At 67.1% G+C, this 23,441-nt stretch carries 25 protein-coding genes and 1 pseudogene; 11 read left to right on the top strand and 15 right to left on the bottom strand.

Annotated elements, in window-relative coordinates; translation table 11 throughout:
- Positions 1-8 precede the first annotated feature (8 nt).
- Complete coding sequence (locus tag LZ495_RS05230) at positions 9-671, bottom strand: hypothetical protein (RefSeq protein ID WP_235050730.1); 663 nt, start codon at positions 669-671, stop codon at positions 9-11.
- Between the two features lie 57 nt (positions 672-728).
- Between LZ495_RS05230 and LZ495_RS05225 the strand changes: the two genes are divergently transcribed.
- On the top strand, positions 729-1,031 hold the full coding sequence (locus LZ495_RS05225) for a hypothetical protein (RefSeq protein WP_235050729.1): 303 nt from the start codon (positions 729-731) through the stop codon (positions 1,029-1,031).
- A gap of 10 nt (positions 1,032-1,041) precedes the next feature.
- On the opposite strand, the gene LZ495_RS05220 is transcribed toward LZ495_RS05225, so the two are convergent.
- The 5 genes and pseudogenes from LZ495_RS05220 to LZ495_RS05200 all read right to left on the bottom strand — a co-directional run bounded on the left by LZ495_RS05220 (position 1,042) and on the right by LZ495_RS05200 (position 6,737).
- The gene (locus LZ495_RS05220) at positions 1,042-3,498 is read right to left on the bottom strand and encodes a tyrosine-type recombinase/integrase (RefSeq protein WP_308267633.1); all 2,457 of its coding nucleotides are present in this window, start codon (positions 3,496-3,498) and stop codon (positions 1,042-1,044) included.
- Complete coding sequence (locus tag LZ495_RS45445; protein ID WP_268822413.1) at positions 3,491-4,594, bottom strand: site-specific integrase; 1,104 nt, start codon at positions 4,592-4,594, stop codon at positions 3,491-3,493. The genes LZ495_RS05220 and LZ495_RS45445 overlap by 8 nt, the downstream gene beginning before the upstream one ends.
- A gap of 156 nt (positions 4,595-4,750) precedes the next feature.
- Positions 4,751-5,011 (bottom strand): annotated as a pseudogene (locus tag LZ495_RS05210) (hypothetical protein); the annotation flags it as partial.
- A gap of 47 nt (positions 5,012-5,058) precedes the next feature.
- The gene (locus tag LZ495_RS05205; RefSeq protein ID WP_235050728.1) at positions 5,059-6,474 is read right to left on the bottom strand and encodes a hypothetical protein; all 1,416 of its coding nucleotides are present in this window, start codon (positions 6,472-6,474) and stop codon (positions 5,059-5,061) included.
- Positions 6,471-6,737 carry a hypothetical protein gene (locus tag LZ495_RS05200; RefSeq protein ID WP_235050727.1) on the bottom strand — a complete coding sequence of 89 codons (267 nt, stop codon included), beginning with the start codon at positions 6,735-6,737 and terminating at the stop codon, positions 6,471-6,473. Before LZ495_RS05200 ends, LZ495_RS05205 begins: the two co-directional genes overlap by 4 nt.
- Positions 6,738-7,195: 458 nt before the next feature.
- Between LZ495_RS05200 and LZ495_RS05195 the strand changes: the two genes are divergently transcribed.
- From LZ495_RS05195 to LZ495_RS05185, 3 genes are read left to right on the top strand one after another with little or no spacing between them, the layout of a single operon-like run.
- A complete protein-coding gene (locus LZ495_RS05195; RefSeq protein WP_235050726.1) occupies positions 7,196-7,963 on the top strand; it encodes a GntR family transcriptional regulator in 768 nt (255 codons plus the stop codon).
- 12 nt (positions 7,964-7,975) lie between these two features.
- Complete coding sequence (locus tag LZ495_RS05190) at positions 7,976-8,725, top strand: protein phosphatase 2C domain-containing protein (RefSeq protein ID WP_235050725.1); 750 nt, start codon at positions 7,976-7,978, stop codon at positions 8,723-8,725.
- Positions 8,722-9,150, top strand: a complete 429-nt coding sequence (locus tag LZ495_RS05185; RefSeq protein WP_235050724.1) for an NUDIX hydrolase — start codon at positions 8,722-8,724, stop codon at positions 9,148-9,150. Before LZ495_RS05190 ends, LZ495_RS05185 begins: the two co-directional genes overlap by 4 nt.
- 454 nt (positions 9,151-9,604) lie before the next feature.
- Here the strand turns inward: LZ495_RS05185 and LZ495_RS05180 are convergent, their stop codons facing one another.
- Positions 9,605-10,042: an HIT family protein gene (locus LZ495_RS05180; protein WP_235050723.1), complete on the bottom strand. Its 438-nt coding sequence runs from the start codon at positions 10,040-10,042 to the stop codon at positions 9,605-9,607.
- A gap of 183 nt (positions 10,043-10,225) precedes the next feature.
- Here LZ495_RS05180 and LZ495_RS05175 point away from each other — a divergent pair, with 183 nt between their 5' ends.
- A complete protein-coding gene (locus tag LZ495_RS05175; protein WP_235050722.1) occupies positions 10,226-10,729 on the top strand; it encodes a TIR domain-containing protein in 504 nt (167 codons plus the stop codon).
- A 9-nt stretch (positions 10,730-10,738) separates the two neighbouring features.
- On the opposite strand, the gene LZ495_RS05170 is transcribed toward LZ495_RS05175, so the two are convergent.
- Positions 10,739-11,146: a hypothetical protein gene (locus LZ495_RS05170; protein WP_235050721.1), complete on the bottom strand. Its 408-nt coding sequence runs from the start codon at positions 11,144-11,146 to the stop codon at positions 10,739-10,741.
- 394 nt (positions 11,147-11,540) lie between these two features.
- On the opposite strand from LZ495_RS05170, the gene LZ495_RS05165 reads away from it, so the two are divergent.
- Positions 11,541-12,821 carry a restriction endonuclease gene (locus LZ495_RS05165; RefSeq protein ID WP_235050720.1) on the top strand — a complete coding sequence of 427 codons (1,281 nt, stop codon included), beginning with the start codon at positions 11,541-11,543 and terminating at the stop codon, positions 12,819-12,821.
- A gap of 271 nt (positions 12,822-13,092) precedes the next feature.
- Here LZ495_RS05165 and LZ495_RS05160 read toward each other — a convergent pair whose 3' ends face one another.
- From LZ495_RS05160 to LZ495_RS05130, 7 genes are all read right to left on the bottom strand, one after another.
- Entirely contained in the window at positions 13,093-14,268 is a 1,176-nt protein-coding gene (locus LZ495_RS05160) for a tyrosine-type recombinase/integrase (protein WP_235050719.1), read from the bottom strand.
- Positions 14,268-14,498: an excisionase family DNA-binding protein gene (locus LZ495_RS05155; RefSeq protein ID WP_235050718.1), complete on the bottom strand. Its 231-nt coding sequence runs from the start codon at positions 14,496-14,498 to the stop codon at positions 14,268-14,270. The genes LZ495_RS05160 and LZ495_RS05155 overlap by 1 nt, the downstream gene beginning before the upstream one ends.
- Entirely contained in the window at positions 14,495-16,105 is a 1,611-nt protein-coding gene (locus LZ495_RS05150) for a replication initiator (RefSeq protein ID WP_235050717.1), read from the bottom strand. Before LZ495_RS05150 ends, LZ495_RS05155 begins: the two co-directional genes overlap by 4 nt.
- Positions 16,102-16,434 carry a hypothetical protein gene (locus tag LZ495_RS05145; RefSeq protein ID WP_235050716.1) on the bottom strand — a complete coding sequence of 111 codons (333 nt, stop codon included), beginning with the start codon at positions 16,432-16,434 and terminating at the stop codon, positions 16,102-16,104. The genes LZ495_RS05150 and LZ495_RS05145 overlap by 4 nt, the downstream gene beginning before the upstream one ends.
- Entirely contained in the window at positions 16,431-17,774 is a 1,344-nt protein-coding gene (locus tag LZ495_RS05140) for an FtsK/SpoIIIE domain-containing protein (RefSeq protein WP_235050715.1), read from the bottom strand. The genes LZ495_RS05145 and LZ495_RS05140 overlap by 4 nt, the downstream gene beginning before the upstream one ends.
- 112 nt (positions 17,775-17,886) lie before the next feature.
- On the bottom strand, positions 17,887-18,285 hold the full coding sequence (locus LZ495_RS05135; protein ID WP_235050714.1) for a plasmid replication, integration and excision activator: 399 nt from the start codon (positions 18,283-18,285) through the stop codon (positions 17,887-17,889).
- A gap of 163 nt (positions 18,286-18,448) precedes the next feature.
- Complete coding sequence (locus LZ495_RS05130; protein ID WP_235050713.1) at positions 18,449-19,288, bottom strand: GntR family transcriptional regulator; 840 nt, start codon at positions 19,286-19,288, stop codon at positions 18,449-18,451.
- A gap of 26 nt (positions 19,289-19,314) precedes the next feature.
- On the opposite strand from LZ495_RS05130, the gene LZ495_RS05125 reads away from it, so the two are divergent.
- The 5 genes from LZ495_RS05125 to LZ495_RS05105 all read left to right on the top strand — a co-directional run bounded on the left by LZ495_RS05125 (position 19,315) and on the right by LZ495_RS05105 (position 23,208).
- Positions 19,315-19,758 carry an ATP-binding protein gene (locus LZ495_RS05125; RefSeq protein WP_235050712.1) on the top strand — a complete coding sequence of 148 codons (444 nt, stop codon included), beginning with the start codon at positions 19,315-19,317 and terminating at the stop codon, positions 19,756-19,758.
- A 138-nt stretch (positions 19,759-19,896) separates the two neighbouring features.
- Entirely contained in the window at positions 19,897-20,739 is an 843-nt protein-coding gene (locus LZ495_RS05120) for a sigma factor-like helix-turn-helix DNA-binding protein (RefSeq protein ID WP_235050711.1), read from the top strand.
- Positions 20,740-20,750: 11 nt separating this feature from the next.
- The gene (locus LZ495_RS05115; protein ID WP_235050710.1) at positions 20,751-21,572 is read left to right on the top strand and encodes a protein phosphatase 2C domain-containing protein; all 822 of its coding nucleotides are present in this window, start codon (positions 20,751-20,753) and stop codon (positions 21,570-21,572) included.
- A gap of 37 nt (positions 21,573-21,609) precedes the next feature.
- Positions 21,610-21,876 (top strand): hypothetical protein, encoded by a 267-nt coding sequence (locus LZ495_RS05110; RefSeq protein WP_235050709.1) that lies wholly within the window; start codon positions 21,610-21,612, stop codon positions 21,874-21,876.
- 411 nt (positions 21,877-22,287) lie between these two features.
- Complete coding sequence (locus tag LZ495_RS05105) at positions 22,288-23,208, top strand: AbiTii domain-containing protein (RefSeq protein ID WP_235050708.1); 921 nt, start codon at positions 22,288-22,290, stop codon at positions 23,206-23,208.
- Positions 23,209-23,441 lie beyond the last annotated feature (233 nt).

Raw genomic sequence — 23,441 nt, 5'->3', positions numbered from 1 at the left:
GTTGCTGTTCAGGCGACGTCGGCGACGGGGGCCCCGGAGCGGCAGGCCCACGGGGAGCATCCGTCGGGGTCTCCGTCTTCGGCGAGCTGGTCGGCGACGGCGTCGAAGATGTCGACCTGTCGGGTCTTCCACTCGCCGCGGGTGACGCGGTCGATCGGGGCTTGGTCGAGCGGCACCATGGAGCGGTGCAGGTATGCCTTGCCGCGCAGTCGCTTGCCCTTGGCGTTCGCACTCGCGTTGCCGTTGCGTAGGGCGTGGTCGAACGCAACGGCGTCGGCGAACTCTTCGGGCTGCTCGTCGCGCATGCGCCGCCAGCGGCTGTTTCCGCTGAACGGGCAGCCCACACAGGCGCTCTTGGGGGTGTCCCCGAACCCATGGGCGGTCAGGTAGCGGGTGCAGTCGTTCCGGGTCAGGCCCAGGTCGAGCAGGGGGAAGACGTTGCGGGCGTAGGTGACGTTCGAGTCCTTCGCGCGCTCGAACTCGTCCGTGCTGATCCCGATGGCTTGCTCCACCGAGCGGCCAGCACGGACCCGGCCCACCCGTCCGGTGTCGGTCGAGACAGGCGCGCCGAGCATGCTCCGCACTGCGGCCTTGATGGGCTTGAGCTTGTACTCGTTGGTGCTTCTCTGCACTTCACTGGAACGGGTGACCAGGGGCAGTCGGCTGTGCATGGACCCTCCGGTTAGATAGGTGGTCGTTGATGGTGGGTGCGGGGATGGGGAGGGTGCATGGGGGAGACTGCGGCTTATGAGGTCTGGCACGGCGATTCGTTGGTCGGTTCGCTCTGCGACGTGAGCGTTGATCAACCCTGGTTCCTCGGTCGGTTCGTGCCGGGAGCAGGCTGGGCCGAGCTGAGCCCGCTCTTTGCCGCGCAGGAGGAGGCCCGCCGCGAGCAGTTCCCGGAGCATCTGAGCGGAGCCCTTGCCGCGGTGCGAGACCTCGGTGTCGAACTGCGACCTGTCGCCGGCGGCGACTCCATTCGCCCCTGGATGATCTATCTCACCGAGGGGCGAGCAAGCTTTCGGTACTGACTGGTTCGTGTCATTCCCCGGGCGTGCGCAGTATCGGAATGCCCAGGTCGACAAGCGGTCGCTGAGCGCGGCGACGGGTCTCTTCCTGTTTGGTTCGCAAGTGGGAGAGCGTGAGCTCGACACCTTCGATCTCTCCGAGCCACCCCTCGGACTCCGCGCGCTGCCGACGAGCGAGGAGATCGACTTCGAGGTCGTCGAGGCGAGCCAGCATCTTGGTGCTGACGTGGAGCATCGGGCAGCGGACGCAGGCGTGTTCGTGAATGCACGGCGTCCCGTATGGGCGTGCGCAGGCCCCGAGTTCGACCTTGCGCTTGTCGAAGTGCTCCTCGAACTCGGTCCACTCGTCGTCAGTGACGGGCCGGTATTCCTCGCTCGGGCGGACCTGTCGGCGGTCGGAGAGGTAGGCGGTGTAGTGGCGGACGACGTCCTCGTCGAAGACTGCGACGTAGCCGCGGGTGGTCTGGATGTTCAAGTGACCGAGCAAGGCCGCGCCGATGTGGATCGGCAGGCCGCTGTTGACCAGCTCGGTGGCGAACAGCCGCCGGAAGTCGTGCGGGGTGAACCGGATCGTCCGGAAGGCGGGGTGCTCGGTGGCGAGCGCTTCGCAGCGCCGTTTGAGCATGTTGAGGATGGTCCCGGAGCTGATCACCGACCGGGTGCCGCCGTTGAGGCGTTGGAACAGATAGGGCAGATCCGCGCTCCAGACCTTGTCGTGCGGGTCGAACTTGGCCAGCAGCGGAATGGTCTTTCCGTCGGCGGTGTGCCGACGGACGATGCAGGCGATGATGTGGAACAGGTCGGGCGACATCGGGATGACCCGCTCGCGGTCGGTCTTGGAGGGGGCGACGACCAGCAGGCCGATGACCTCGCCGTTGGCTCGCTGGTAGCGACGGATGCTCAGGTGGCTCAGCTCGCCGAGTTCTTCCACGCGTAGGCCCGAATGGCGCAGGGTCTCGGTGACGGCCCAGTCCCAGAATGCGCTGTCCTCCTCGAACGAGATCGCGATCAGCTCGCCGGTCTCCAGGTCGCGGACGCGGAGACTGGGCGCGTTCCGAATGCCACGGTGCCGGTCGGGAGCGGTGACCTCGCGGCGAAAGGTGCGGCCGCGGTGGGTGAACTCCTCATCGACAGCCGCGTGCGCGGTCAGCTCGCGCAGGTCCCGGTAGTGCTCGTAGCGTTCGGTGACGTGCTGCATGAGGATCGGCAGCAGCGGCTGGCGCTCGCGGATGCGGTCGGCGGTGCGTTCGTCGCTGCGGCGCCGGAGCTTGCCCATGCCGCGCAGCTCGCGAGGCGGGATGGGATTCGGCGCGACCCACGGCCCCCAGAGCTCTGGCTCGTCGACGGCCCAGGTGTGCAGGTCGTAGTAGAAGCTGCGGACCGAGATCAGCTCGGTGACCAGGCCCTTGCGGGGCTTGCCGTCGGCGCGGACGCTGATCCGCTCGCGCCAGGCGTCGTAGAGCTCGGGGCTGATCTTCAGGTCGGGGTGTCCGGGGCTGAGCTCCTCGATCTGGAGCCAGAAGTTCTTGACCAGGGTCACTGCCAACCCCGACAGCGTGGAGTAGTCGGCGTCCGCAGAGCGGCGTTGGAGGTAGGCGATCAGCAGTTCACGCACCGACGCGTTCTCGACCTGGTACTGACTCACCAGCTCTGTCGCCGTCAGCGGCCCGCGGTGCAGCGCCTCGCGCATCGTCCCCGGGGTCCCTGCCGGGAAGTGCCCGGCCTTGTGCAGGATCGTCCAGGCGGTGTAGCCGTCGAACCGGTTCCGGTCCTTCCGGCCGGCACGCAGCACATTCTTGACCCGGCGATACTCGTGGCCGTGATGCAGCAAGGACGCCGGGGTGATGTCGGCGAAGGCGATGCCCTGGCAGGTAAGCAGCGAACACACGCAGAACAGCGCGTCCCGCCGATGAAGGTGGCCGATGTCCGCGGCCCGGGTCAGCTCCGCATAGTGCTCCAGCGCCGGATCGCGCTGAGCGGTGACGAAGAACGGGGAGTACTCGGTCCGGGAGTTTCGTCGGAAGGCGAGCAGACTCGGCTGGACCACCCGCAGGCAGAACAACGCGCGCACTGCCGCGGTCCACGGCGTCGCGTTCTCTGCTGACGACCGTGCCCGGCCGATATCCAGCGCGGCTGCCTCACCGCGACCGAGCGGACTCGCGTCCCAGCGCGCCTGCCAGGTGTGTCCGGGAAACTCCTCCAGGTATTCCAGCAGTTGCCCGGTCGCGTAGTACCGGTGGCGCGCGGTTCCCGCCGGAGTCTCCCAAGCGTCCCGGGCCAGGCCGGCGATGCTCGCCGCTGGCGTCCGCGACAGTTCGCCGAACGGCCGCGGCGGAACCGCGGCGACCGCAGGCTCGGCCCGCATCGTCCCGGAGACGAAACGGCTGGGGAAGTCCAGGCCCTCGGCCACCGGGCTGGGCCGCCTGCGGCGGCTCAGCCCGGTCGAGCGCCCCGCATGCGCGTCAGACACCGAACACCGCCTCGACGTCGGCCTGGTCGTAGCCGACCGGGTAATGGGCGGCAGGACGCGGGCGCGCGTAGTGCTCGGCGAGCTTGTCGAACAGTTCCTCGATGCGTGCCGTCAGGTAGCGGCCGGTGGTCTGGATGTCCGAGTGCCGCAGGATCGCCTGCACCTCCGCCAGGGTCAGCTGACCGCCGTTCGCCATGCGGGCCGCCGCGGTGTGCCGGGCATCGTGGATCGTCCAGTTCGTGCCGAGCCGGTCGTTCGCGCGCTGCACGACCCTGCGCAGCGCGGCGTAGCTCAACGGACGGGCCGGTCCGCGGCGGGTCCGCCAGAGCGGCTGCCCCGGTTCCGGCAACCCGGCCTCGTCCAAGTACGCAGCCAGCCGCAAGAACGCTTGCGGCGACGCCGGCACCGCTTCGCGCAGGCGCGTGCCCTTCGAGACGACGTAGATCCGCCGCCCCGCCCAGTCGACATCCTCCAAGCCGACGCCCAGCAGTTCGGACGCGCGGGCACCGCTGGAGACGAAGAAGTCCAGCAGTGCGCGGTCCCGCTCGCACCCCATCGCGTCGAACAGCTCGTCCCACAGGGCATCGGGAATCGACCGCGGCGGCCGGTCCGCCACCTTCTGGCGCAGCCGCGCGCGCCCGAACACCGGCCGCGGCTCCAGCGGACTGCGGTGCGCAAGAGCCCGACGCCGCTGCGGTGAGACGGGCACCGGGTTGACCACCGGGCCGCGACCGTAGTGAGCGTGGTGGGCGTAGAACCCGCTGACCACGCTCAACGCGTGGTTGATCGTCCGCGGCGCGTACCCGGCCCGCAGGCTAGCCTTTCCGGTCCGCAGGTTCACCGCCCCCGGCTCCGGCGTCCCGACCGAGCGGCGACGCTGCGGATTGGCGGCCGACCGCAGCCACCCCACCAGCACCGCGACCTCTGCCTCGGTCGCACACTCCCACCACACCCCGAGCACCCACAACAGTCGGAACCAGCGCAGCAGCCCGTACGCGTAGCTGCGGCACGTCAGCGGGCTCGCGTCCCCGACCGCCAGCTCACGCAGGAACTGCGTGACCGCCTCGACCTCGTCGCCGAACCTGTCGAGCACCATGTACGGCGGGTGCTGTCCGCCGGTCTCCAGGACGGCCCCCACGCGGGGAACCGCACCCTGACCCTCCAACAGCCTTTGCCGAAGCTCCACTTCACGCTCCTTAGTCACCAACAACAGCGCGGTGACCAACGACCGGAAGATGGTGCGGTTAACGATGCACTGCCTACGCGCGATCCCACCGGTGCCGTCCGGGTTCTGGATGAACAGCGGCATCGACGCGAACCGCTTGGCGGGGTCGAGGGCGTCGGCGCGGATGTTCCCCGACGACACCCGCAGCACCGGGATACCGGCAGGCTCGGCAACCTCGCGCACGATCCGGTCAAGGTGCCGGTAGACCGCGTCCGGCTCCCAACCGGTGTCCGCGAACACCGCGGCGTCGAACTTCGGGATCCCACCCTTCGCGGACAGCAGCAACAGCGCGGTCGACTGCACCCCCGTGCCCAACGACAACACCCGCGGCCCCGTCATGACGCCATCCCCACCGCGTCGGCGCCGCCGCCCGACTCGCGTTCGGCGCGCAGCGTGTCACGCAGGATCCGGGCCGACTTCGCCGACGTGCGGACCTCCTCGCGGATGCGATCGGCCGTCAGTCGGTCGGTCGGCCAATCGGCCGTCAACTCCCGTGCCTCGGCGAGCATTTCGGCGACGTTCCGCTTCGGAACCACCGACTTCGCCGACTCCGGCACCCGACCGGTCGCCCGACGCGGGCCAGCGGTCGCCCGACCCAGACGTGATCCGTTTTGCGTGGAATTAGATGAAATCTTCTGGTTGGATACCGACCGTGCGCCCGACTCGTCTGCGCCGTCACCCGACTCGCGGACCGACTCGCCATCGTCGCCCGTGTCGTCGTCGGCGTCGACGTCGACGTCCGCCGACCCGATGAGTTCTTCGATCGGATCGGCGGCGGCGAACGCGAACGACTCCGCGTCGCGGACCGACGCGACCGACTCGGCGACCGTGCCGCCCGGCGCCATGTCGGCGAGCGTGGCAGTCGGGGTCTGGAGCACGGCGAGCCCGACCGACTCGGCGCCCGACTCCAGGGCCTTGTCGAGAAGCTTCGCGATGGCCTTGACCGCCTTGTGGTGCTGCTTGAGCGTCCGACGGGTCACGCCCGGGTCGGCGCCGTAGACCGCACGCCACGCGATCACCCATGCGGCGTCCGGGTCGAGTCCGGGGACGGCGGCGATCAGGTCGCGGGTCCGGCGCGAGACCTTGCGGAACCGCGCCTTGCGGTAGATCTCGGCCCGGATCTGCGCGCCGGACTTCCCGCCCTCGGTCTGCGTGCGCGAATGCGCGTACGCCTCCCACAACAGGACGCCCAGCAGGCTCGCCAGCGCGAGCACGCACGCAAGCGGGATGCTCCGGTGCCAGGTGTGCGCGAAGTTCAGCGCCGCCGCGGCGAACGCCGAACCCCACGTGATCGCCCGGTAGATGCCCGCCGGGCGGTCGCCGTCCTCGATCGCCTTGGAGGCCATCGCGGCACCCGCCCATGCGGCACCCTCGGTCATCGCAGTGACCAGCACCGAGAGCACCGGGTTCATGCCCATGGCCAGGTAGAAACCCATCTGCGCCGGCCACGCCGTGCCGATCGAAGCGACCATGACACCCGAGACCAACGCGAAGTCCCGGCGCTCACGCACCGACCCCAGCGCCTTGCTCACGCGCTCCTGACGCGCCGCGCGTGCCTGCGCCTTGTCCGCGCCGGTCTCGGCGCGGATGCTGCGTTCTTCCTGCCGGCGGATCTCGGCGACCTGTGCCGCCGCCTGCGCCTGCACCACCGCGGCAAGCGCGGTCCGCTCCGACGCGGCAGCGTTCGCCTCTTCGATCCGCGCCCGGTCCATCCGGCGGTGCGCGGACATCGTGTACAAGGTCTCCGTCACGCCGCCCACCGCCTGGCGGTGCGTCGCGTCGGCAGCTCGATGACCCGCGCCGACTCGGCCAACAGGCTTGCGGCGTAAGCGGCAAGCTCCGGGTCCTCACGCCACAGGTCCGCGAGCACGTCCCGCGCGGCATCCAGCCGCGCGGCCCGCTCCATCGCGGTCTCACCCGCGGTTCCGGCGAACAGCTCCGGGTCGATACCCATCGCCAGTTCGGCGAACTCGGAACCCGAGAACACCAGACGACCCCCGACAATGTTTCTCACGGTCGTACTCCTCTTTCGTAGGAGAGCGACCCACGGGGCGACCGCCGGACCTTGCCGGGATGGGCGGTCGCCCCGGCACACATCGTGTGTGCCTCGTCTTCGTCTGACGAGTGGTCATGGCCCCGGACGCACCCGCGTGACCGCGGTCGTCCGGGACGATGAGCACTGGTACGGATGTCCCCTTCCGGCAGGAAAAGCTGCCGTTGGTAGGCAGGGACGTGGCCTTACGGCCTCGATTGCCATCCGGTTGCAAAGGGTTGCCGGTACCCAAGGCCCCACAAGGCCACTTGACCCGCAGGAGCGGGCCCGTTGGTGTGCAAAAGCGCAGATCAAAGCACTCTCGGCGAGCACTACACAACTACGTCACTGCTTCACTAGTGAGGCAGTGACGTCACCGTAGCGCGACAACTCCCGATGCTGCAATACCTCACTAGGGAAGTTGTTCTACGATGGCTCGCATGAGCATCGATCCGACCGACCCGCGACCCCCGTCGCGGCAGATCGCCGACGAGTTGCGCGAGCAGATCGTCAGCGGGGCGCTGGAACCTGGGAAGCCGCTTCCGTCCGAAAGCGTGCTGGTCGGGACGTACGGCACGTCGCCGACGACCGCTCGCCAGGCCGTACGGCTCCTCAAAGAGGAAGGTCTCGTTGTCTCCGAACGCGGCCGCGGCGTCTTCGTGAAGAAGCAGCCACCCACGATCCACATGGGTTCGGCCCGCTTCTCGCGTAAGACGCGGGCCGAGGGCAAGGCAGCCTTCGAGGCGGAGATAGAGGCACAGGGGCGCCGCTGGGGTCAGGAGATTCTCGGGCTCGAAGACGTACCCGCTCCCAGGTGGGTCGCCGAGTGGTTCGACATCGAGCCCGACACCACGGTCTTCGTACGCCGCCGGCGCAACTGGGTCGACGACGAACCCACACAGGTCGCGGACAGCTACTACCGCCTTGAAACGGTCGCCGACACGGCTATCCGCAACGAGGACACAGGCCCCGGCGGCAGCTACGCGCGACTTGAGGAGAAGGGCCTCCGGCTGGAGCGGTTCCGCGAGGAGATCGCCATCCGTATGCCCTCGCCCGACGAGACGAAGGCTCTCCGCCTCTCCCCCGGCATCCCGGTCGCCGAGCTGCGACGAATCGCGTTCACCGCCGATGGTCCCGTGGAAGTACTCACATCAGTGGTCGCAGGCGACCGACACGTCTTCTGCTACGAGTTCCCCGCACCCGAGTAGACAGGAAAGTCCTTGCAGGTCACCTACACCAGCGTGCCCACACCGGGCGGGATCAACGACGACTTCGTCATCGCGGGGGAACGGTTCGTCGTCGTCCTCGACGGGGCAACGCAGCTCAGCGAATCCGGCTGCGTCCACGGCGTCCCGTGGCTGGTCAAACACCTCGGCACGCAACTTGCCACCGCCCTGGTGACCGAGCCGGACACGTCCCTGACGTCCACCTTGGCCGGCGCCATCGAGCGTGTGTGCGCGTTGCACGCGGACACATGCGACCTGTCGAACTCAAGTAGCCCGTCGAGCACGGTCGCCCTCCTGCGTCATCAGGGCGACCGGGTCGACTACCTCGTGCTGTGCGACTCGCCGTTGGTCATCGAGACCACGGACGGCAAGGTTCACGCATACAGCGATGACGCCACGAAGCACCTGCCTGGCTACACCCAAGATGACCTCCGCAAGACCAGAAACCAGCCCGGCGGCTTCTGGGTCGCGAGCACCAAGCCCGAGGCAGCCGAACACGCCGTCATCGGCTCATTCCCTGCGACCGACGTCCGTCGCGCCGCGCTCATGACCGACGGCATGTCCCGCCTAGTCGAACGCTACGAATGGTCGTGGTCCCAGCTCATGGACGTCGCCGAGACCGAGGGCCCCGCCGTCGCCATCCGTGCCGTGCGCGAAGCCGAGCACGCCACCACCCCCGGGACGTTCCGCGGTAAGCAGTACGACGACGCCACGATCGCCCTATGCCGTGAGTTCAAGCCGTGACAGACCCAGCGCGGCACTCAGTCAGCGTCGCGGGCGTAGTCGTCGACGACGCTGGGCGTTGCCTGCTCACGCGGCGGCGGGACAACGGAAATTGGGAAGCTCCCGGCGGCGTACTCGAAGCGAACGAGACCATCACGGACGGGTTGCGGCGCGAGATGCGCGAGGAAACTGGCCTCGAAATCGAGCCGGTCAGCCTGACTGGTGTCTACAAGAACATGCGGATTGGCGTTGTCGCGCTGGTCTTTCGGTGTCGCGCTGTCAGCGGAGTGCTGACAGCGAACAGCGAGGTCACCGAGTTCCGGTGGGCCCACCGCGGCGAACTCGACGACCTGATGATCGAGGCGTACCGAGTGCGCGTCAGTGACGCACTGGAAGAAGGAACCGCTCCCGCCATCCGATCTCACGACGGGCTCGCTCTCCTCTGAGTCCATTCGAGGAGGGAGGACTGAAACAATCGGGGGGAAGTGTCTGCCTGTCCACTTACGGCTCCGACCAGCCAAAACGCAACGGACAGTCGGGACACCCCGGAGTGTTTCAGCCCCAGCGCGTCCGGCTGCCCGTGGTTCCGGCTTGGGTGGCGTCATCTTGAACGAAAAAGACCAAGTCCCCGTGGTGCGTCACCGTGACAACGGCCACCGGAACCCCGAGCGGTGTCCTCGAAGTGTCCAACCGTCACGGACGGCTTACGGGGGTCAGAAAAGAAACCGGCGTGAATGTCGAACTGCATGCAATCGACGAACTAAGCACACTTACGACTGAACTCGTACAGAATCGGTGCCGACGACGCCTCGGCCTAGCATAAAAACTCAACCCCTCGCACACGACGGACAGCATTTTCTGCCCAGCTAAATCGGGCGACGAAGTCATGACCGAAGGTAATCAGATCGCGATATATTCAGCGATTCGCCTCGCAGTCTCGCGCCGCGCCGCCTCGTCCTGTGGTTCATCCGGCGGCCACAGCCTCCCCATGCGATCATCCTGCCAGCGAGGAACCAGGTGGACATGAATATGGAAGATGGTCTGAGAAGCCACCTCTCCTGCCGAGTTGATTATATTCATACCCTCCGGCCTCAGCGCATCCCGGATTCCATGTGCCACAACTAGAGCAGATTTCATCAAATCAGCCATGACATCCTTTGGAATCTCCCACAAATCGCGAAAATGCCGCCGCGGAATGATAAGAGTATGACCGAACGTTGCTGGATTCAGTGGAAGAAACCCGACTGAATCTTCTGCCTCAAAGACGATCGCCGCCGGGGCGGCGCCTGAGGCAATAGCGCAGAAAGCACAGTTTTGCCGTTCTTGAGAACTACCCATTGTCGAGCCTCCTCAGCTCCCACCAGGATGACTGCCCGCGGTTCGCTGAGGTATGTGCAGCACAGCCGAACCCGACCCGCACCTTCGCGGGTGTTCCGAGCACATCTGTCGGCCACACGGCGTAGCGTTTGAGTCCGGACTCCGCTCCCGGGGGTCCGAGTGATGCACAACCCTAGGAGAGCCATGGCTCGCAAGGTCTTCTACAGCTTCCACTACGCCCCCGACAGCTCCCGCGCAGCAATGGTCAGAAACTCAGGCATCGTTGACGGCAGCCACTCGGTATCAGACAACGCATGGGAGGAGGTGAGGGCTGGCGGCGATCCAGCGATCCAGCGGTGGATTGACGGCCAGATGTCCGGCCGGTCCGCGACGGTTGTGCTGATTGGCAGCAAGACAGCCGGACGTAGATGGATTAACTATGAAATCGAGAAGTCGTGGCGGGACGGCAAGGGGGTCGTTGGGATCTACATCCACAAGCTTGAGAACTTCCAAGGCGAGCAGAGCCCCAAAGGCGACAATCCCTTCTCTCGCGTCACGACCCCCGGCGGCAGCCGACTCTCCACTTTCGTAAAGACATACGACTCTCCATACCAGACGAGCAAATACACTTACGGATACATTAAGGACAATCTCGAAAAGTGGATCGAGGAGGCCGTCACCATTAGGCAAACCTACAGGAATTACTAGTACCGAATGCTAGCGATGGAGCGCCGTCGCGGTGATTATCGCCAGGCTGGCTACAGTTAGCAACCCGTAGAAGTTGACCATTGTGTGAGACCTGATGACATCAGGCCAGCGCACGATCGCAAGGTACGGTTGAATGTTCATAGAGTATGGCTCAACCGCCGTCGCGGGCTTTCGGACATCGTCGTAAAGTTTGCGAAAGAGTCGTTCCTGCCGGAGATAGTAACTATCGAGCATCCAGAATCCCACAATCGGGATCAGAGTCACGGCAGCAATCTGCCAGCTCGACTTATTGGCAGCTACACCAAAGAAGGCGCCAGCGATGGTCATCGTCCAGCCCTTAATAAGGAAGGACCCATTGCCAAGCCTGGCGACTATGGCCTGAATGAATTCGAGGTGCTTCACCTGGTCGCTACTCATGAGCGGCGGCGTGTTGCTTGGTGTGCTCACGTGTCCCCCGGGGGCCGGTAAGAGCGGGACACTGCCGCCCCGCTTGCGCCTTGATGTTGCCACGGAACCCGTCTCTTGGTAGGTCCCTGCGGGGCATCCACGGGGCGGAATCGCACGATCAGACGCTGAGGCGACGAAAGCAGCAGCTCAGGCAGCGAGTCCAGGCTGCTCCGCCGCTGTCCGGCGAGGAGAGCGGGACGGCCCCGGCTTCGACCATGAATCGAGGATCCAGCCGTTCGCCTAGTTCTGGTGGCGGTCACGCTTCACGGGAACTTGCGGTCGTAGGCCGCGTTGTCAATCAGTACGGGGGGCGACTGGCGCTCTTGACGTGGGGGAGGCTGGATCGGTGTCGGGGACGCTGCGTGTGGGTGAGATCTTTCGCTACGCGGCAGGCAAGGACCCGGTCCCGCCGGACGTCGACGGGTTCCGCAACTTCTGGCATGCGACCGACACCCCTGGCCAGAAGCGCGTCCTTCTGGAGTCCGGCATCAACAGCATCGCTGAGGTACAGGCGGCGACTGGGCCGCGCCGCGCCGCGATTCTGATCCGGTCCAGCCCCTGGAAGGCCGGCAGCGAGCAGACACCGTGGCATGACGTCTTCAGCTTGGAAGTAGGCCACGTCAGGTACTTCGGTGACCACAAGCCCGGCCTCGCGGTGCCTGTAGGCGAGACGAAGGGCAACGGTGCTCTGCTGCGGGCATTCGAACGCCATCGTGCCCCGACTGCTGACGTTAGACGCTACGCAGAGCCGCTGTTGGTCTTCCGGGCAGTGCGACGCGGCAGCAGTCCCAAAGGGCACGTCGAGTTCTGCGGGGTCGGGCTGGTGGAGCGCGCGGAGCGCCTCATCCAGTGGGCTGGCGAAGACCGGGACACCTTCGCGAACTATGTGTACGACTTCGCCATGATCGACCTTGCTGATGAGGACGACTCCCTTGACTGGCGCTGGATCGAAGCGCGGCGAACCCCAGGACTCAGCATCGATGAGGCGCTGAAGCTGGCGCCGGCGGCTTGGCGAGAGTGGGTCGACAAGGGGCACTCGGCCTTGCCGCGAGTCCGACGGCGCGTCGCCCGTTCCCGGATAGTGAAGTCGAAGGATCAGAAGCCGCCTGTCGGATCCGAAGAGGCCAAGGACCTGCTCACGATCTACCAGTTCTTCGACAACCGGAAGCATGACTTCGAGGCGGTGGCCTCCGCAGTCGCCGGGCGGATCCTCGGAGTTGGTGCGTCGTACCGCGAAGGTTGGCTGACCCGTCGTTCGGGTGACGGCGGCGCTGACTTCGTCGGACGCATAGACGTGGGTCGTGGGACGGCAGGTACCAGTCTGGTCGTGCTTGGGCAGGCCAAGTGCGTCAAGCCGGACACATCGATCAGCGCCGAGCAGATCGCCCGGATAGTGGCGAGGCTTCAACGAGGCTGGATTGGCGTGTATGTGACGACGGGGTACTTCTCGGAGGCGGCGCAGGTCGAGATGGTCGAGGACCAGTACCCGATCTCGCTTATCAACGGTCGGGAGCTTGCGACGGAGCTTCGGTCCATGGCCAACGAAGACCACGACGGAGACTTGCTTGCCTGCCTCGAACAGCTCAAGGACAGTCAAGCTGCCATCGTGACCGAGCGGCGCCCGGACGAAGTCTTGTTGCTGTAGGGGTGGACGTCGTAGTCAGCACGGGTTAACCGACCGAGTTCCCCGCATTGCACCACCTCCGCACCACGTAGCGCGGGCATCCAGGGGCAGCGGCGGTCAACCAGTGGTGGCGCGGGGAGAGGCGCCGAACGCGTTCCCACAGGTCAGACCGTCCCTCGTCCCGGTCCAGACCGGGTTTCCCAAGCTCAGAGCGCGAGTTCGATTCTCGTCGCCCGCTCCAAGACAAAGGCCCAGGTCATCGACCCGGGCCTTCGTTGTTGTCTAGACCTTTCTAAGCATCTCGTGCCCTAGGCGTGCCCTTAGCGTCCCCGTCGCCAGCGTTCGTGCCCTTGCCACGGTCCCGCTGCACCCGAGCGTCCAGGCCCTCCGCGATCTCCCGCTGCCGCTCGTCCGTCGAGTGCTGGTAGATCATCGCGGCCCGCTCTGTCGACTGCCCGGCGCGCACCATCAACTCCTTCACCGTCGCACCCGACTGCGCCGCAAGCGTGTTCCCCGTGTGCCGCAAGTCGTAGAAGTGGAAGTGCTCGGGCAACCCGACGGCCGTACGCGCCTTTCGCCACTTCCGCCCGAACGTCGACCTCCGGAACGGCTTGCCTTTCTCGCCGACGAAAAGCAGCCCGTCATTCTCCTTCTCTGCGAACCAGTCGAGGTGCCGCTTCACTTCGAGGTCCAGGAACGCCGGGTAGACCACGACGCGCGTGCCAGCCTCCGACTTCGGATCACCTGTCACCCGCCGCCCGGTCGTGAGTTCCGGCGACGCTTGGGTGATCGACAGCTCCCGAGTCTCCGGATCGACGTCTTCACGCCGCAGCTCCGCTTGCTCCTCCGGCCGGAGTGTGGCGTACGCGGCGAAATAGACCATCAGCCGCCAGCGCGGCCCTATCGCTTCCGCCAGCGCGTCGACCTGGGCCACGGTCGCGATGGGACGTTCCGGCGCCTTCTCTCGCCCGGCCTTCTTGATCCGGCAGGGATTGCGCCGGATCAACTCGTCATCCTCGAAAGCTGTTTGCAGGATGGCCTTCAGCAGCCGGTACGACTTCGCCACCGTCGTCGCCCCGGTCGCCTTCCTGCGTTCGGCGTGCCAGGCCCGGACGCGAGGCGGGGTGATCTCGTCCAGGTCGAGGGCCCCGAACGTCGGCAGGATGTGCAGCCGCAGCAGCCGCTGATACAGCTCGATAGTGGTCGGCGCGAGTTCGCGTTCCTCGACCCACAACAGCGCGTACGTCTCGAACTCCACCGCGCCGGCGTCCGGGTCGCGCCAGTCCTTCTGGCTGATCTCCGTCTGCTTGGCCGCAAGCCAGTCGTCCGCGTCATCAAAGGTCTCGAACAGGTCGGGCGCGTCGTAACGGATGCCGTCCGGACCGGTGTACCGAGCCTGGTACTTGCCGGACGGGAGGCGCCGGATGGTCCCGAACCGACGCCGGTTCTGCTTCCGCTTCCGGGGCATCAGGCCGCCCTCCGCAGAGCACGCGACCGAGGCCGCCGCCGGATCGGCTCCACCGTGTTCGCCGCCAGGTACGCGTCAATCGCGCTCTCCCGGATGCGGACATGCGAGCCGACCTTGACGTACTCGATCCGCCGTTCCGCGACCAGCCGGCGTGGGAACCGCTCGCCCTTCAGGCCCATGCGTTCCGCCGCCTCACGGACGTCCAGAAGACGATCAGTCTTCGCACTCATGCCGCCCTCCCCGTGGTTGCCGAACTTCCGAGCTGTCCATCTGCGCGTGCTTTCGCGTCGTCCAGGGCGGACCGCCAGCGGACCCGTTCAGCGACCGCCCGCAGCAGGCGATGCGAGATCGAGGGGACGTCCGGGTCGGACGGTCGTGCGTGTTCCCACAGGTAGCGGTCGGGAGCTTCGCCGCGGTCGGCCATTTCGCCGACCAGGTCCAGGACCCACGCCCGCCGCTCCTGCTTGTGGTCGGCCAGGGACTTGCCGGACCACTTTCGGGAGACGAGGACGCGGCGTCCGCCGTAGCCGAGGTGGGTTCGGCGGTGTGCCTTGGCCTTGCAGTGGCCCGGCCGCATCCCGTCGCGCGCGTTCTTCGGTTGGACGCCGTACCGGAGCCAGTTCGCGCAGGCCGGCGAGCACGGCTCGTACCGCAGCACTTCCGTCAGCCGGTCGACGTGCGCCCGTTCGGCATCGCTCGCCGGTTCGTGGCACTCGTGCGCCGACTTGTTCAGGTACTTCGACAGGTAGCCGATACAGCGGCGCGCGTCCCGCGAGCCGACCAGGACGCCCTTCGCGTCGACCTGGACGCCGAACCGGGCGACGTGAACCGGTTCCGCCGCGTCGTCCGCGTCGAGGGCATCGAGTGCTTCGTCCCAGGACGCCAGCGGCTCCCCGCTGTCCGGGTCGACGTAGGCGCCGAGGTCCGAGTCCCAGACCGGTACGGCGTCGCCGTCGTACGCCGGTTCGTCGCAGGCCGGCCACCACACCTGGTGATAGGTCGCCGCCGCGACCTGCCGCAGCTCCGCCCGCGAGACCGTTCCGCGGATCGCCAGGTGCACGTGCGGGGCCAGGCGCCGCTGCGGTTCGACCGCGGCGAAGTACTGGACGTCGAAGCCGACGAACCGGCGCAGGTTCTGTACGAACCGGTCCACCAGCTTGGAGAAGTGCAGCGCGTCCCGCGCAGCCCGCCGGTATTCGTACGACGCCGCGTCCACCGGCGTCCCGTCGGAGCGGACCCGCCCGTAGGAGGGCAGGGTGAGCGTGACGAACAGCGAGGGACGGAACGTCTTCCCGTCCGGCGCCACATACGCCTTCCCGACCGTGCGCGCGTCGACCGGGCGCCGAGGCAGGTCGGTCACGTCCTTGCGCCGCCGGGTCGACCGGACCCGCCGGGAGGCCTTGTCCGGGTCGACGTTGCCCCGCACGCCTGCCCGCTGGATCTCGTCATCGAGGGCGGCCAGGTCTTCGCCGAGTTGTTTGCGTTCGGTGCCGGCCGCAGCGTCGTGGGCCTTGGTCGCGTCCGCCCGCAGTTCGACCAGCCAGCGCTGTGTCTCGTCCGGGTCGTCCGCGTCGAGGTCCGGTTCCTCGGTCAGGTGCCAGCCCTCGCGGCATTGCGCCATCCGCAGCTGACGCTTGCGTTCCGCGCAGGTCGGGCAGACGCTCGCCAGCGTAGCCCCGCACGGGACATCCACGATCTCGGTTTCACCGGTCGTGATGTCGGTACGGCGCAGGGCGATGGGGCGGATGCAGACGCCGTGTTCGAGGGCGACGGCCCACACGACCTCCTTCGCGAAGGGCATGCGGGCCCGCTCGATCCGCGTCGTACCGGCGGTCATGCCGACTCCAGGCCACGGCGTTCGCACGCCCACACCGTCACCGGGTGGCCGCGCAGCAGGCCGGTCACCTCGTGACGGGTGTACGGCCCGATGTACGCGCCGTCGCCGTCGACCACCGTCGTCACCGGGCCCCGCAGCACCGCCGCCCAACCGGCCAAGCCGGTCACGTTTCCGCCCGCCAACTGCACGTTGACCTGCCAGGCCTTGTCGGCGTGGTGCCAGGTCACCTGGACGCCCACCAGCTCCGGCAGAGCAGGGTGCGCCACGAGGAAGTCCGCGACGATCCCCAACACGTCCGCCCCGCCGGCCATGTCCACACCCCAGCTCATGCCGCACCGCCCGGCGTGACGTCGCCGACCATCCGGTCGATGTCGGCATCGGAGACGTACGCCGCACGCACCCGCACCGGTTCGGGGTGCGTCTCGCGCTTCACGTATCCGACCCCCGCGCCGACCGACGGGATCGGGGAGATGAGGTCGGCTTCCGCGCCGCGGTCCCGCGCACCCTGACCCAACACCATGTCGACCTGCGCCGGTTCGTCCAGGCGCAGCGCGATGCGGTCCGGGAACAGGTTCCGGAGGTTCATGACCTCCTTACGCGGATCCTGGAGTGCACCGAGGACGCAGAACCCGACCGAGCGGCCCTGACTCGTCAGCGTCGCTATCGCCGCATCCGCCCGCTTCCGCAGATCACGGTCCGGCTGGTACGCAGTGAGGAACGCCAACTCGTCCACGATCACGACCACGAACGGGCAGTCCACCGAGGGCTCATGAGTGCGGACCTTGCCCGCGAACCTGTGCGCCCGCGCGGACATCTCCGCCACCGCGTCTTCGAGCATCTCGACCATCTCGGCGGCATCCGACGAGTACCGCTGAAACAGTGCCCGGCCGTAGGACAGCTCCATCCGCTTCGGGTCGAGAGCCCACAGCTCCACCAGCCCGGCACGGGCCGCAGGCATCAGGCCGCGGGTGACGCCCCACAGGATCGAGCCCTTGCCCGCCCCCGTAACCCCGGCGACCAGGACGTGCGTCCCGTGCAGCCGCAGCACCCACGGCGACCCGTCGTCACACCGCCCCAACTCCACCGAGGAGAAGTTCGGCGCCCAAGGATCCCGAGCCGGTGCGGGCAGTTCCTTCACTGGCGGTGCAGCAGGCGTCTCATGCCGGTCGAGCAGGCCCGGCATGCCCATCTCGGCCGGACCGAACGGCTTGTCCAACGGGTCCGCCACCCATGCCCGCAGCACCACGACGCCCCGGGCAGGTGAGGACGCATCGACCCGGAACACCCGCCAGGCATGTGCAAGCCCGTCCGTGTGGTCACCAAGCGCCGAGGGCGTCTGGCCAGGCAGCAGCTTCACCCGCACCAGGTAGCCGCCGGGCACCTGCTTCACCTTGGTGATCTTCGGCCAGGCGTACGAGAACTCTTCGTTGAGCCGCTTGATCGGGTCCTGCTGCCACAGTCCGAGGGCCTTGGCCAGCTTCGGCCAGCCGCGCCGCACCCGGCCGGCGAACGAGAAGAACCACCACCGCACCAGGCCCAGCCCGATGCCGAGGAAGACGACCGTGGTCGCCTTCGAACCGGCCGCCGCCTCGGCGACCGTGTAGATCAGGAACAGCACCGCCGCGACGATCGCGACCCCGCGCCGCCCCAAGCGCTGGAACGTTGCCATGATTGGGGACACCCCTTCGATAGATCGTCAGGTCTCTTGATCGGGAGCGGTCCCAGTGCCCAGACCCGCCAAAGTCACGGGGCACCGGGACCGCGTACGAACTCCTCTGCGGTCAGGCCGCCTTGCCCGCCTGCTTGCTCCCGGCGCCCGTCGGCGCGTGCAGGCCCGCGGCGCGGAACGAGTACGCCAGCCGCCCCGACCCGTTCACCCAGGGCGTGACGGTCATCCCGTCGAACTCGACCGGCCGGAACGGGAGTCCGGGCAGTTCCTCCGGCAGCACCGGCGCCACGGACGCGGGGATCTTGACCTTCACGGACGCGTCGCGAGCGTCGGGGTCCGGGTCGGACACAGTGACGACCCACATCGGGAGCCCCGTCGCCTTGTCGCGCGCCTGGACCTGCTGACCGCTCTTGGACGCCTCGAAGTCGGAGACCGGCTCGACCTTGGTCGCGTACGCCCCCACCGGGAACACGTCCGTGAAGGCCACCGGAATCGCCAGCTTGATCGCCATCTTGTTGAACTCCTTCTGTAGACCCCCCTAGACAGCCGGAGCTGTCCACCCCGAGCGACGTTGTCTAGGGGGATGTACATCGAAGGTAGGAGCGGCATCCCGCAAGTGTCTAGGGGGGTGTACAAGATTCTTTCGAGAGGCTCCGGAGGCGGAAATTCCGCTTCTAGCCGGGGAGTTCGTAGACGAGCCGATGCCCGTCACCCGGAATGACGATGTCCGCAGTCTCGACCGCCCGCTTGCCGGCCCAGTTCGTGCGCTCCACCACGAGCACCGCCAGGCCGACCCGCCGAGCCAGGCCCTCCGCCTCAGCCTTCGTCGCAGCCCGTGCGCCCACTTCCTCCACGACCCGCGTCACCGAATAGCCGATCGCAGCCATCCGAGCCGCCACACCGGCACCGCACAACGGCCCATCCTCCGGCAGCAGCACTCCCGTTCCACCGACAATCGCCAGCGGCTCCCAGCTGGTCACCAGCTGCACCGGAGCCCCGTCGACCGTGCAGCGGTAGCGCGTCTGCTGAACCGCGTCGCCCAGTTCGATACCGAGCCGCACGGCCAGCCCGGCCGTGGCGAACGCCCGCTGAGAGCTGTGCGACCAGGCAATACGCGCCCCTTCCGCGACGTCGGCCGACGACAGCGGCCCGCCCTGCCCAGGACGCCGGGTCCGCGCGAATCGCAGCACCTTGCCCCGGTCGCGAACGAACGTCCCGCTACCGGCCCGCCCCTCCACCAAGCCCTCTCCGACCAGCAGACGCAGCGCTGCCCGGACCGGCTGTTCGCTCATACCAAAGCGCACTTCAAGCTGCGCGACGCTCGGCAGCTTGGCACCCACCGGCCATACCCCGGAGGTGATTTCGCTCCGCAGCACGTCTGCGACCCGTGCGTACGCCGGCTGTCCTGCCGCCTCTGCCACGCTGCCCCCTTGCGAATCCTGCGCACAGGTTGACAAGCCTGCATCCGAGCTTGCAACCTCGGATACGAGGTCACGGAAAGTGATCATTGCCATGCGGAGATCATCGGGAGGATCCCGACATGCATCATCCCCAGCAACTCAAGGAAGCCCCCGAGGAAGGCTGGTTCCTCCAGCTTCCCGGCGCACCCGAATCCATCGCAGTTGCCCGCGAGTTCACGCGCAAGATCCTGCACTCCTGCCCCAACGTCGACGCCATCGCGCTCGTGGTGTCCGAGCTGACCACGAACGCGGTCCTGCACTCCAGGTCCGGCCAGGGCGGCACCTTCCGCCTGTGGCTACTCCCGCTCAATCAGGGGATCGCCGTGTTCGTGTACGACGACGGGCCGCCCACGGGCACGACTTTCGACCGCGGCGACGTCGAAGACTTCGGCCGAGGCCTCCAGATCGTCGAGCACTTCGCGACTGCCTGGGGATCTGCCGGCGACACTCCCGGCAGGCACGCCACCTGGGCAGACATGCCGTGGAACACGTCCCACGACACTGATTCCACTAGCGCTGTATAGCCCCCTATACACTCGACTCGAAGCCGGAGGGGACAGCTCGCCGTGTCCACGACCCGCGAAAGCGTCGCCCGAAGCTGGCGTTTCCTTGTGCTGTCTATCCCCCTAGACTCGGCGCTGACGGGGGAGACAGGAGGAGAGGTGCCTACCGAGGCCGACCGGATCGCCAGGATCGCCGACCCGTTTGCGTTGCTCAAGGCCGCCACCGAGCGCCTTGCCGAAGCGCAACGCGAGGTCACCGAGCTGTCCCGTCTTCGGCAGCGCGTCATCACCGAACTGCACGGCCAGGGCCTCTCGTACGCCGAGATCGCCGCCGCCGCAGGCCTTACCCGTGGGCGCATCCACCAGCTCAAGCAGGCCGCCCCAGCGCCCGAGTCCGCGTTCCTGGGCACCAGCCGCGTGATCATCGCGACCCCGCTGAAGCAGGAGGCCAGCAACGCCCGCCCGGTGCTGGCCGCCGAGGACTTCGCCGGCGCGAACCGACTTGCCGAACTCGCGCGCTCCTACCGCCTGGAGCCGACGTTCGAGCACATTCCGCTCAGCGGCGCGATCGACCTCAACCGTGACGGCCTGGTCGTGGTCTGCGGCCCGCGCCTGTCCCAGGACGTTGCCGGGGTGCTCGCCACGGACCCGCGGTTCAGGTTCGAGAAGGCCGCCGACGGCCCCTGGACGCTGCGCGACCTCACCACCGACGAGGTCCACCGCGCCGGCATGGACTCCACCCCGGCCACGGACACCGACGTCGCCTACCTGGCGCGCTTGCCGCGCCCGGACGGCAACGGGCTGCTTCTGGTCCTCACCGGCATCCACCCCCAAGGTTCGCTCGGCGTGATCCACCTGATCACCCACGACCTCGAAGACCTCTACCAGCGCGTCGGCACCGGCCGATTCTCCGTCCTGGTCGACGTGACGTACGACCCCGAATCGAACGAGCCCATCAGCGTCCGCGCCCGGACGCCGTTCTACAACCACGACGAGGAGTAGGCGTGCTGCGAATGGAGTTCGCAACCGAGCCCGGCGACCCCGCCAAGCCCAACGAGGACTTCATCGCGGCAGGCCCCACCACACTCGTCCTCTTGGACGGGTGCGGCACCCCGGTCGGATCACCGTCCGGTTGCATCCACTCCGTCGCCTGGTACGTCGGTCGCCTAGGCCTGGAGCTGTTCACCCGCGCCAGTACCGACCACGAACGCACGCTCACCGACTGCCTGGCGGACGCCATCACCGCCACCGCGGCCCAGCACGCCGACACCTGCGACCTCGACCACCCCGGCACCCCCTCGGCCACGGTCATCGTCGCCCGCCAGGTTGCCGAACAGCTTGAGTACCTAGTCCTCGCCGACTCGACCCTGGCCATCGAGACGCCCGACGGCATCCAGGTCATCACCGACGACCGCGAGGGCCAGGTGGGGAACAAGTACCGCGGCCCGATGGACGCTGCTGCTGCTGGCACTGCCGAACACGTCGCCGCACACCGCGCTTACGTCGAGGCTATGCGCGCCCACCGCAACCAGCCCGGAGGCTTCTGGGTCGCCGCCACCAACCCCGCCGCAGCCGCCGAAGCCCTCACCGGCACCATCCCCCTCAACAAGGTCCAGGGCATCACCGCACTATCCGACGGAGCATCCCGAGCCGTCGACCGCTTCGAACTCACCGACTGGCAAGGCGCCCTCGACATCCTGCGGCAGCAGGGCCCCGAGGCCCTCATCGCCCAAGTCCGCGCAGCCGAACAGGCCGACCCCGACGGCTCCCGCTGGCCCCGAGGCAAAGCCCAGGACGACGCCACCGCCGCATGGTGCCAATCCCGCCCGATCTGACGCTCAAAGCGTTTGCTCGCCCCGAGATGATTCGGGCATGAGCCGCTTCATGAGTGATTGGCAGCTGGACCTACGGGACAGCCGAGGGCAGACGACCGAACTCGATGTCGCCATCGATCCCGGAGCCAATGAGGTCCGCCTCAGCCTGGACCTGTCGTCCGAGATCTATCTGACGCCCGAAGACGCCCTCCTTCTCGCCAATTCCCTGACCCGCGCCGCCCAGAGCGTCAAGGCCGCTCAGGCCGGCGACAACGTCAAGCTGGCGAGCCTTTGGTGGCCCACCAAGGAGGACCAGGAAGGCTGAGCTGTTGCCGGTCCGTGGACGCGTACCGCGCCGATCGGCCTGCCGGCCGATCCGGGGGAAGTTCCGTCCTTCCCCCGATCCCCCTACGCGGTTCGTGACGATGCGTGCCACTCCGCCTGCCTCCCGGACTTGAATGCCTCCGGTCGCGGCCTGGCTGCCACTCGTCCGCGCGTGACGAAGTCCCAAGCAGATCAACTGCCGAATTGTTCTCTACTGGATCAAGGCCGCGCCCTGACGGGCGCGCCATCACCTGCCGCGGGGGGGGGGGGGGGGGGGGGGGGGGGCGGGCCCGCCGGGCCCCCCCCCCCCCCCGGGGCGGCCTGCCTGCATTGCCAGACACAGATGCCGGGTTGAGGGCAGACTAGAGGCCCGCGGGAGCTCCGCGGGCGACGCTGCGCCCCTGGGAAACTCATGGCTCTGTTGCAGGACATCATCATCGAGGCGGCCGGAGAATCAACCTCAACGGCGAGTCTGCTCAGAAAGGCACGAGTTCTCGCGACGAGGCTAGGAATCACCGAAGCCCTGACCTGGATTGGCCATGAACTGAATGGCTATACAGGAGAGGTCCCTGAATATCGGGGCCCGATCCCTTGTGAGGTTAGAGGCAAGTTCCTAGGGCCGTTCAATTCAAGTCTTTCTAATGTCCAAGTTGCAACAGAATTGCTCCCCGCCAGATTTCGTGATCTCGATAAGATCTTCTTGCGCCAGAGCGTTTCAGCGATCGAGGATCTGGCGGCTCGATCTGGCGACGGAATGCTTAGTTCCCCGTGGCCCGGTGCCGCAGTAGCGAGCTTCAATGCAGGCCAGGAAGCTGGAGAGTTCACCCTGTACCCGGACATGGGAGCCATTGCCATCTGGAATTCGGTGCCGCCGTCCGAGATGAAGGCAGTGGTCGATGCCGTCCGTACACGTGTCCTCGACTTTGCGTTGAAATTGGAGCAAGAGGACCCAGAAGCAGGAGAAAAGGCAGGAGATTCACTAGTGACGGCCGAAAAAGGCAATGACATCTTCAACACCATCATCAATGGCCCAGCCAATGTGGCGCAAGGGTCGTCGAATTTCACTCAAAATTCATTCGTGAATACGCCGAAGAGCGACGAGGAGCTTGTTCAGCACCTTCGAGATCTCGGCGTCAACGAAGATCTACTAACTGAACTAAGCGAGGCGCTGGCAGGCGACCGAGCCGAGGCGCCAGATGCCGCGTCGGCGGGTCCACGTGTCCAAGGTTGGCTAGGACGGATTATGTCCCTGGGTAGGACATCTGCCACAGCTGTTGGAACGGGGGTTGCGACCAACGTCGTGACGGATACCGTTCTAAGCTACTTCGGATAGCCAAAGTCATTACAGGAGTAGCAACCTTCTACGGCCTCGGGTGTCCGTCTTGCGCGAGCTACGGATCAAACGTTGCAGGTTGGAATCCTCCCGAGCGCCCCAGCCAAGAGGCCCTTCCCAGTCAAGGAAGGGCCTCTTGCTTGCGCAGAGCACTCGGGTTCCCACAGTCAGAGCAGGGGCTGGGTGAATACCCGCTCAGCTGCCCGCTCGTGCCTGATGCGTACTCTTAGTCC

It is taken from the genome of Yinghuangia soli (genome assembly GCF_021502675.1).
In the GTDB taxonomy this organism is placed as follows: Bacteria; Actinomycetota; Actinomycetes; order Streptomycetales; family Streptomycetaceae; genus Yinghuangia; species Yinghuangia soli.
Note: the sequence above shows the minus strand (reverse complement) of the source record. Positions and strands in the feature narration are given on the sequence as shown.

What these genes read in the sequence shown, in the direction of transcription:
- LZ495_RS05125 (WP_235050712.1), top strand. Translation starts at nt 19,315, where the DNA reads ATGCATCATCCCCAGCAACTCAAGGAAGCCCCCGAGGAAGGCTGGTTC.
- LZ495_RS05140 (WP_235050715.1), bottom strand. Translation starts at nt 17,774, where the DNA reads ATGGCAACGTTCCAGCGCTTGGGGCGGCGCGGGGTCGCGATCGTCGCG.
- LZ495_RS05105 (WP_235050708.1), top strand. Translation starts at nt 22,288, where the DNA reads ATGGCTCTGTTGCAGGACATCATCATCGAGGCGGCCGGAGAATCAACC.
- LZ495_RS05150 (WP_235050717.1), bottom strand. Translation starts at nt 16,105, where the DNA reads ATGACCGCCGGTACGACGCGGATCGAGCGGGCCCGCATGCCCTTCGCG.
- LZ495_RS05230 (WP_235050730.1), bottom strand. Translation starts at nt 671, where the DNA reads ATGCACAGCCGACTGCCCCTGGTCACCCGTTCCAGTGAAGTGCAGAGA.
- LZ495_RS05225 (WP_235050729.1), top strand. Translation starts at nt 729, where the DNA reads ATGGGGGAGACTGCGGCTTATGAGGTCTGGCACGGCGATTCGTTGGTC.
- LZ495_RS05195 (WP_235050726.1), top strand. Translation starts at nt 7,196, where the DNA reads ATGAGCATCGATCCGACCGACCCGCGACCCCCGTCGCGGCAGATCGCC.
- LZ495_RS05155 (WP_235050718.1), bottom strand. Translation starts at nt 14,498, where the DNA reads ATGAGTGCGAAGACTGATCGTCTTCTGGACGTCCGTGAGGCGGCGGAA.
- LZ495_RS05110 (WP_235050709.1), top strand. Translation starts at nt 21,610, where the DNA reads ATGAGCCGCTTCATGAGTGATTGGCAGCTGGACCTACGGGACAGCCGA.
- LZ495_RS05135 (WP_235050714.1), bottom strand. Translation starts at nt 18,285, where the DNA reads ATGGCGATCAAGCTGGCGATTCCGGTGGCCTTCACGGACGTGTTCCCG.
- LZ495_RS05180 (WP_235050723.1), bottom strand. Translation starts at nt 10,042, where the DNA reads ATGGGTAGTTCTCAAGAACGGCAAAACTGTGCTTTCTGCGCTATTGCC.
- LZ495_RS05130 (WP_235050713.1), bottom strand. Translation starts at nt 19,288, where the DNA reads ATGGCAATGATCACTTTCCGTGACCTCGTATCCGAGGTTGCAAGCTCG.
- LZ495_RS05160 (WP_235050719.1), bottom strand. Translation starts at nt 14,268, where the DNA reads ATGCCCCGGAAGCGGAAGCAGAACCGGCGTCGGTTCGGGACCATCCGG.
- LZ495_RS05170 (WP_235050721.1), bottom strand. Translation starts at nt 11,146, where the DNA reads ATGAGTAGCGACCAGGTGAAGCACCTCGAATTCATTCAGGCCATAGTC.
- LZ495_RS05145 (WP_235050716.1), bottom strand. Translation starts at nt 16,434, where the DNA reads ATGAGCTGGGGTGTGGACATGGCCGGCGGGGCGGACGTGTTGGGGATC.
- LZ495_RS05115 (WP_235050710.1), top strand. Translation starts at nt 20,751, where the DNA reads ATGGAGTTCGCAACCGAGCCCGGCGACCCCGCCAAGCCCAACGAGGAC.
- LZ495_RS05175 (WP_235050722.1), top strand. Translation starts at nt 10,226, where the DNA reads ATGGCTCGCAAGGTCTTCTACAGCTTCCACTACGCCCCCGACAGCTCC.
- LZ495_RS45445 (WP_268822413.1), bottom strand. Translation starts at nt 4,594, where the DNA reads ATGGTGCTCGACAGGTTCGGCGACGAGGTCGAGGCGGTCACGCAGTTC.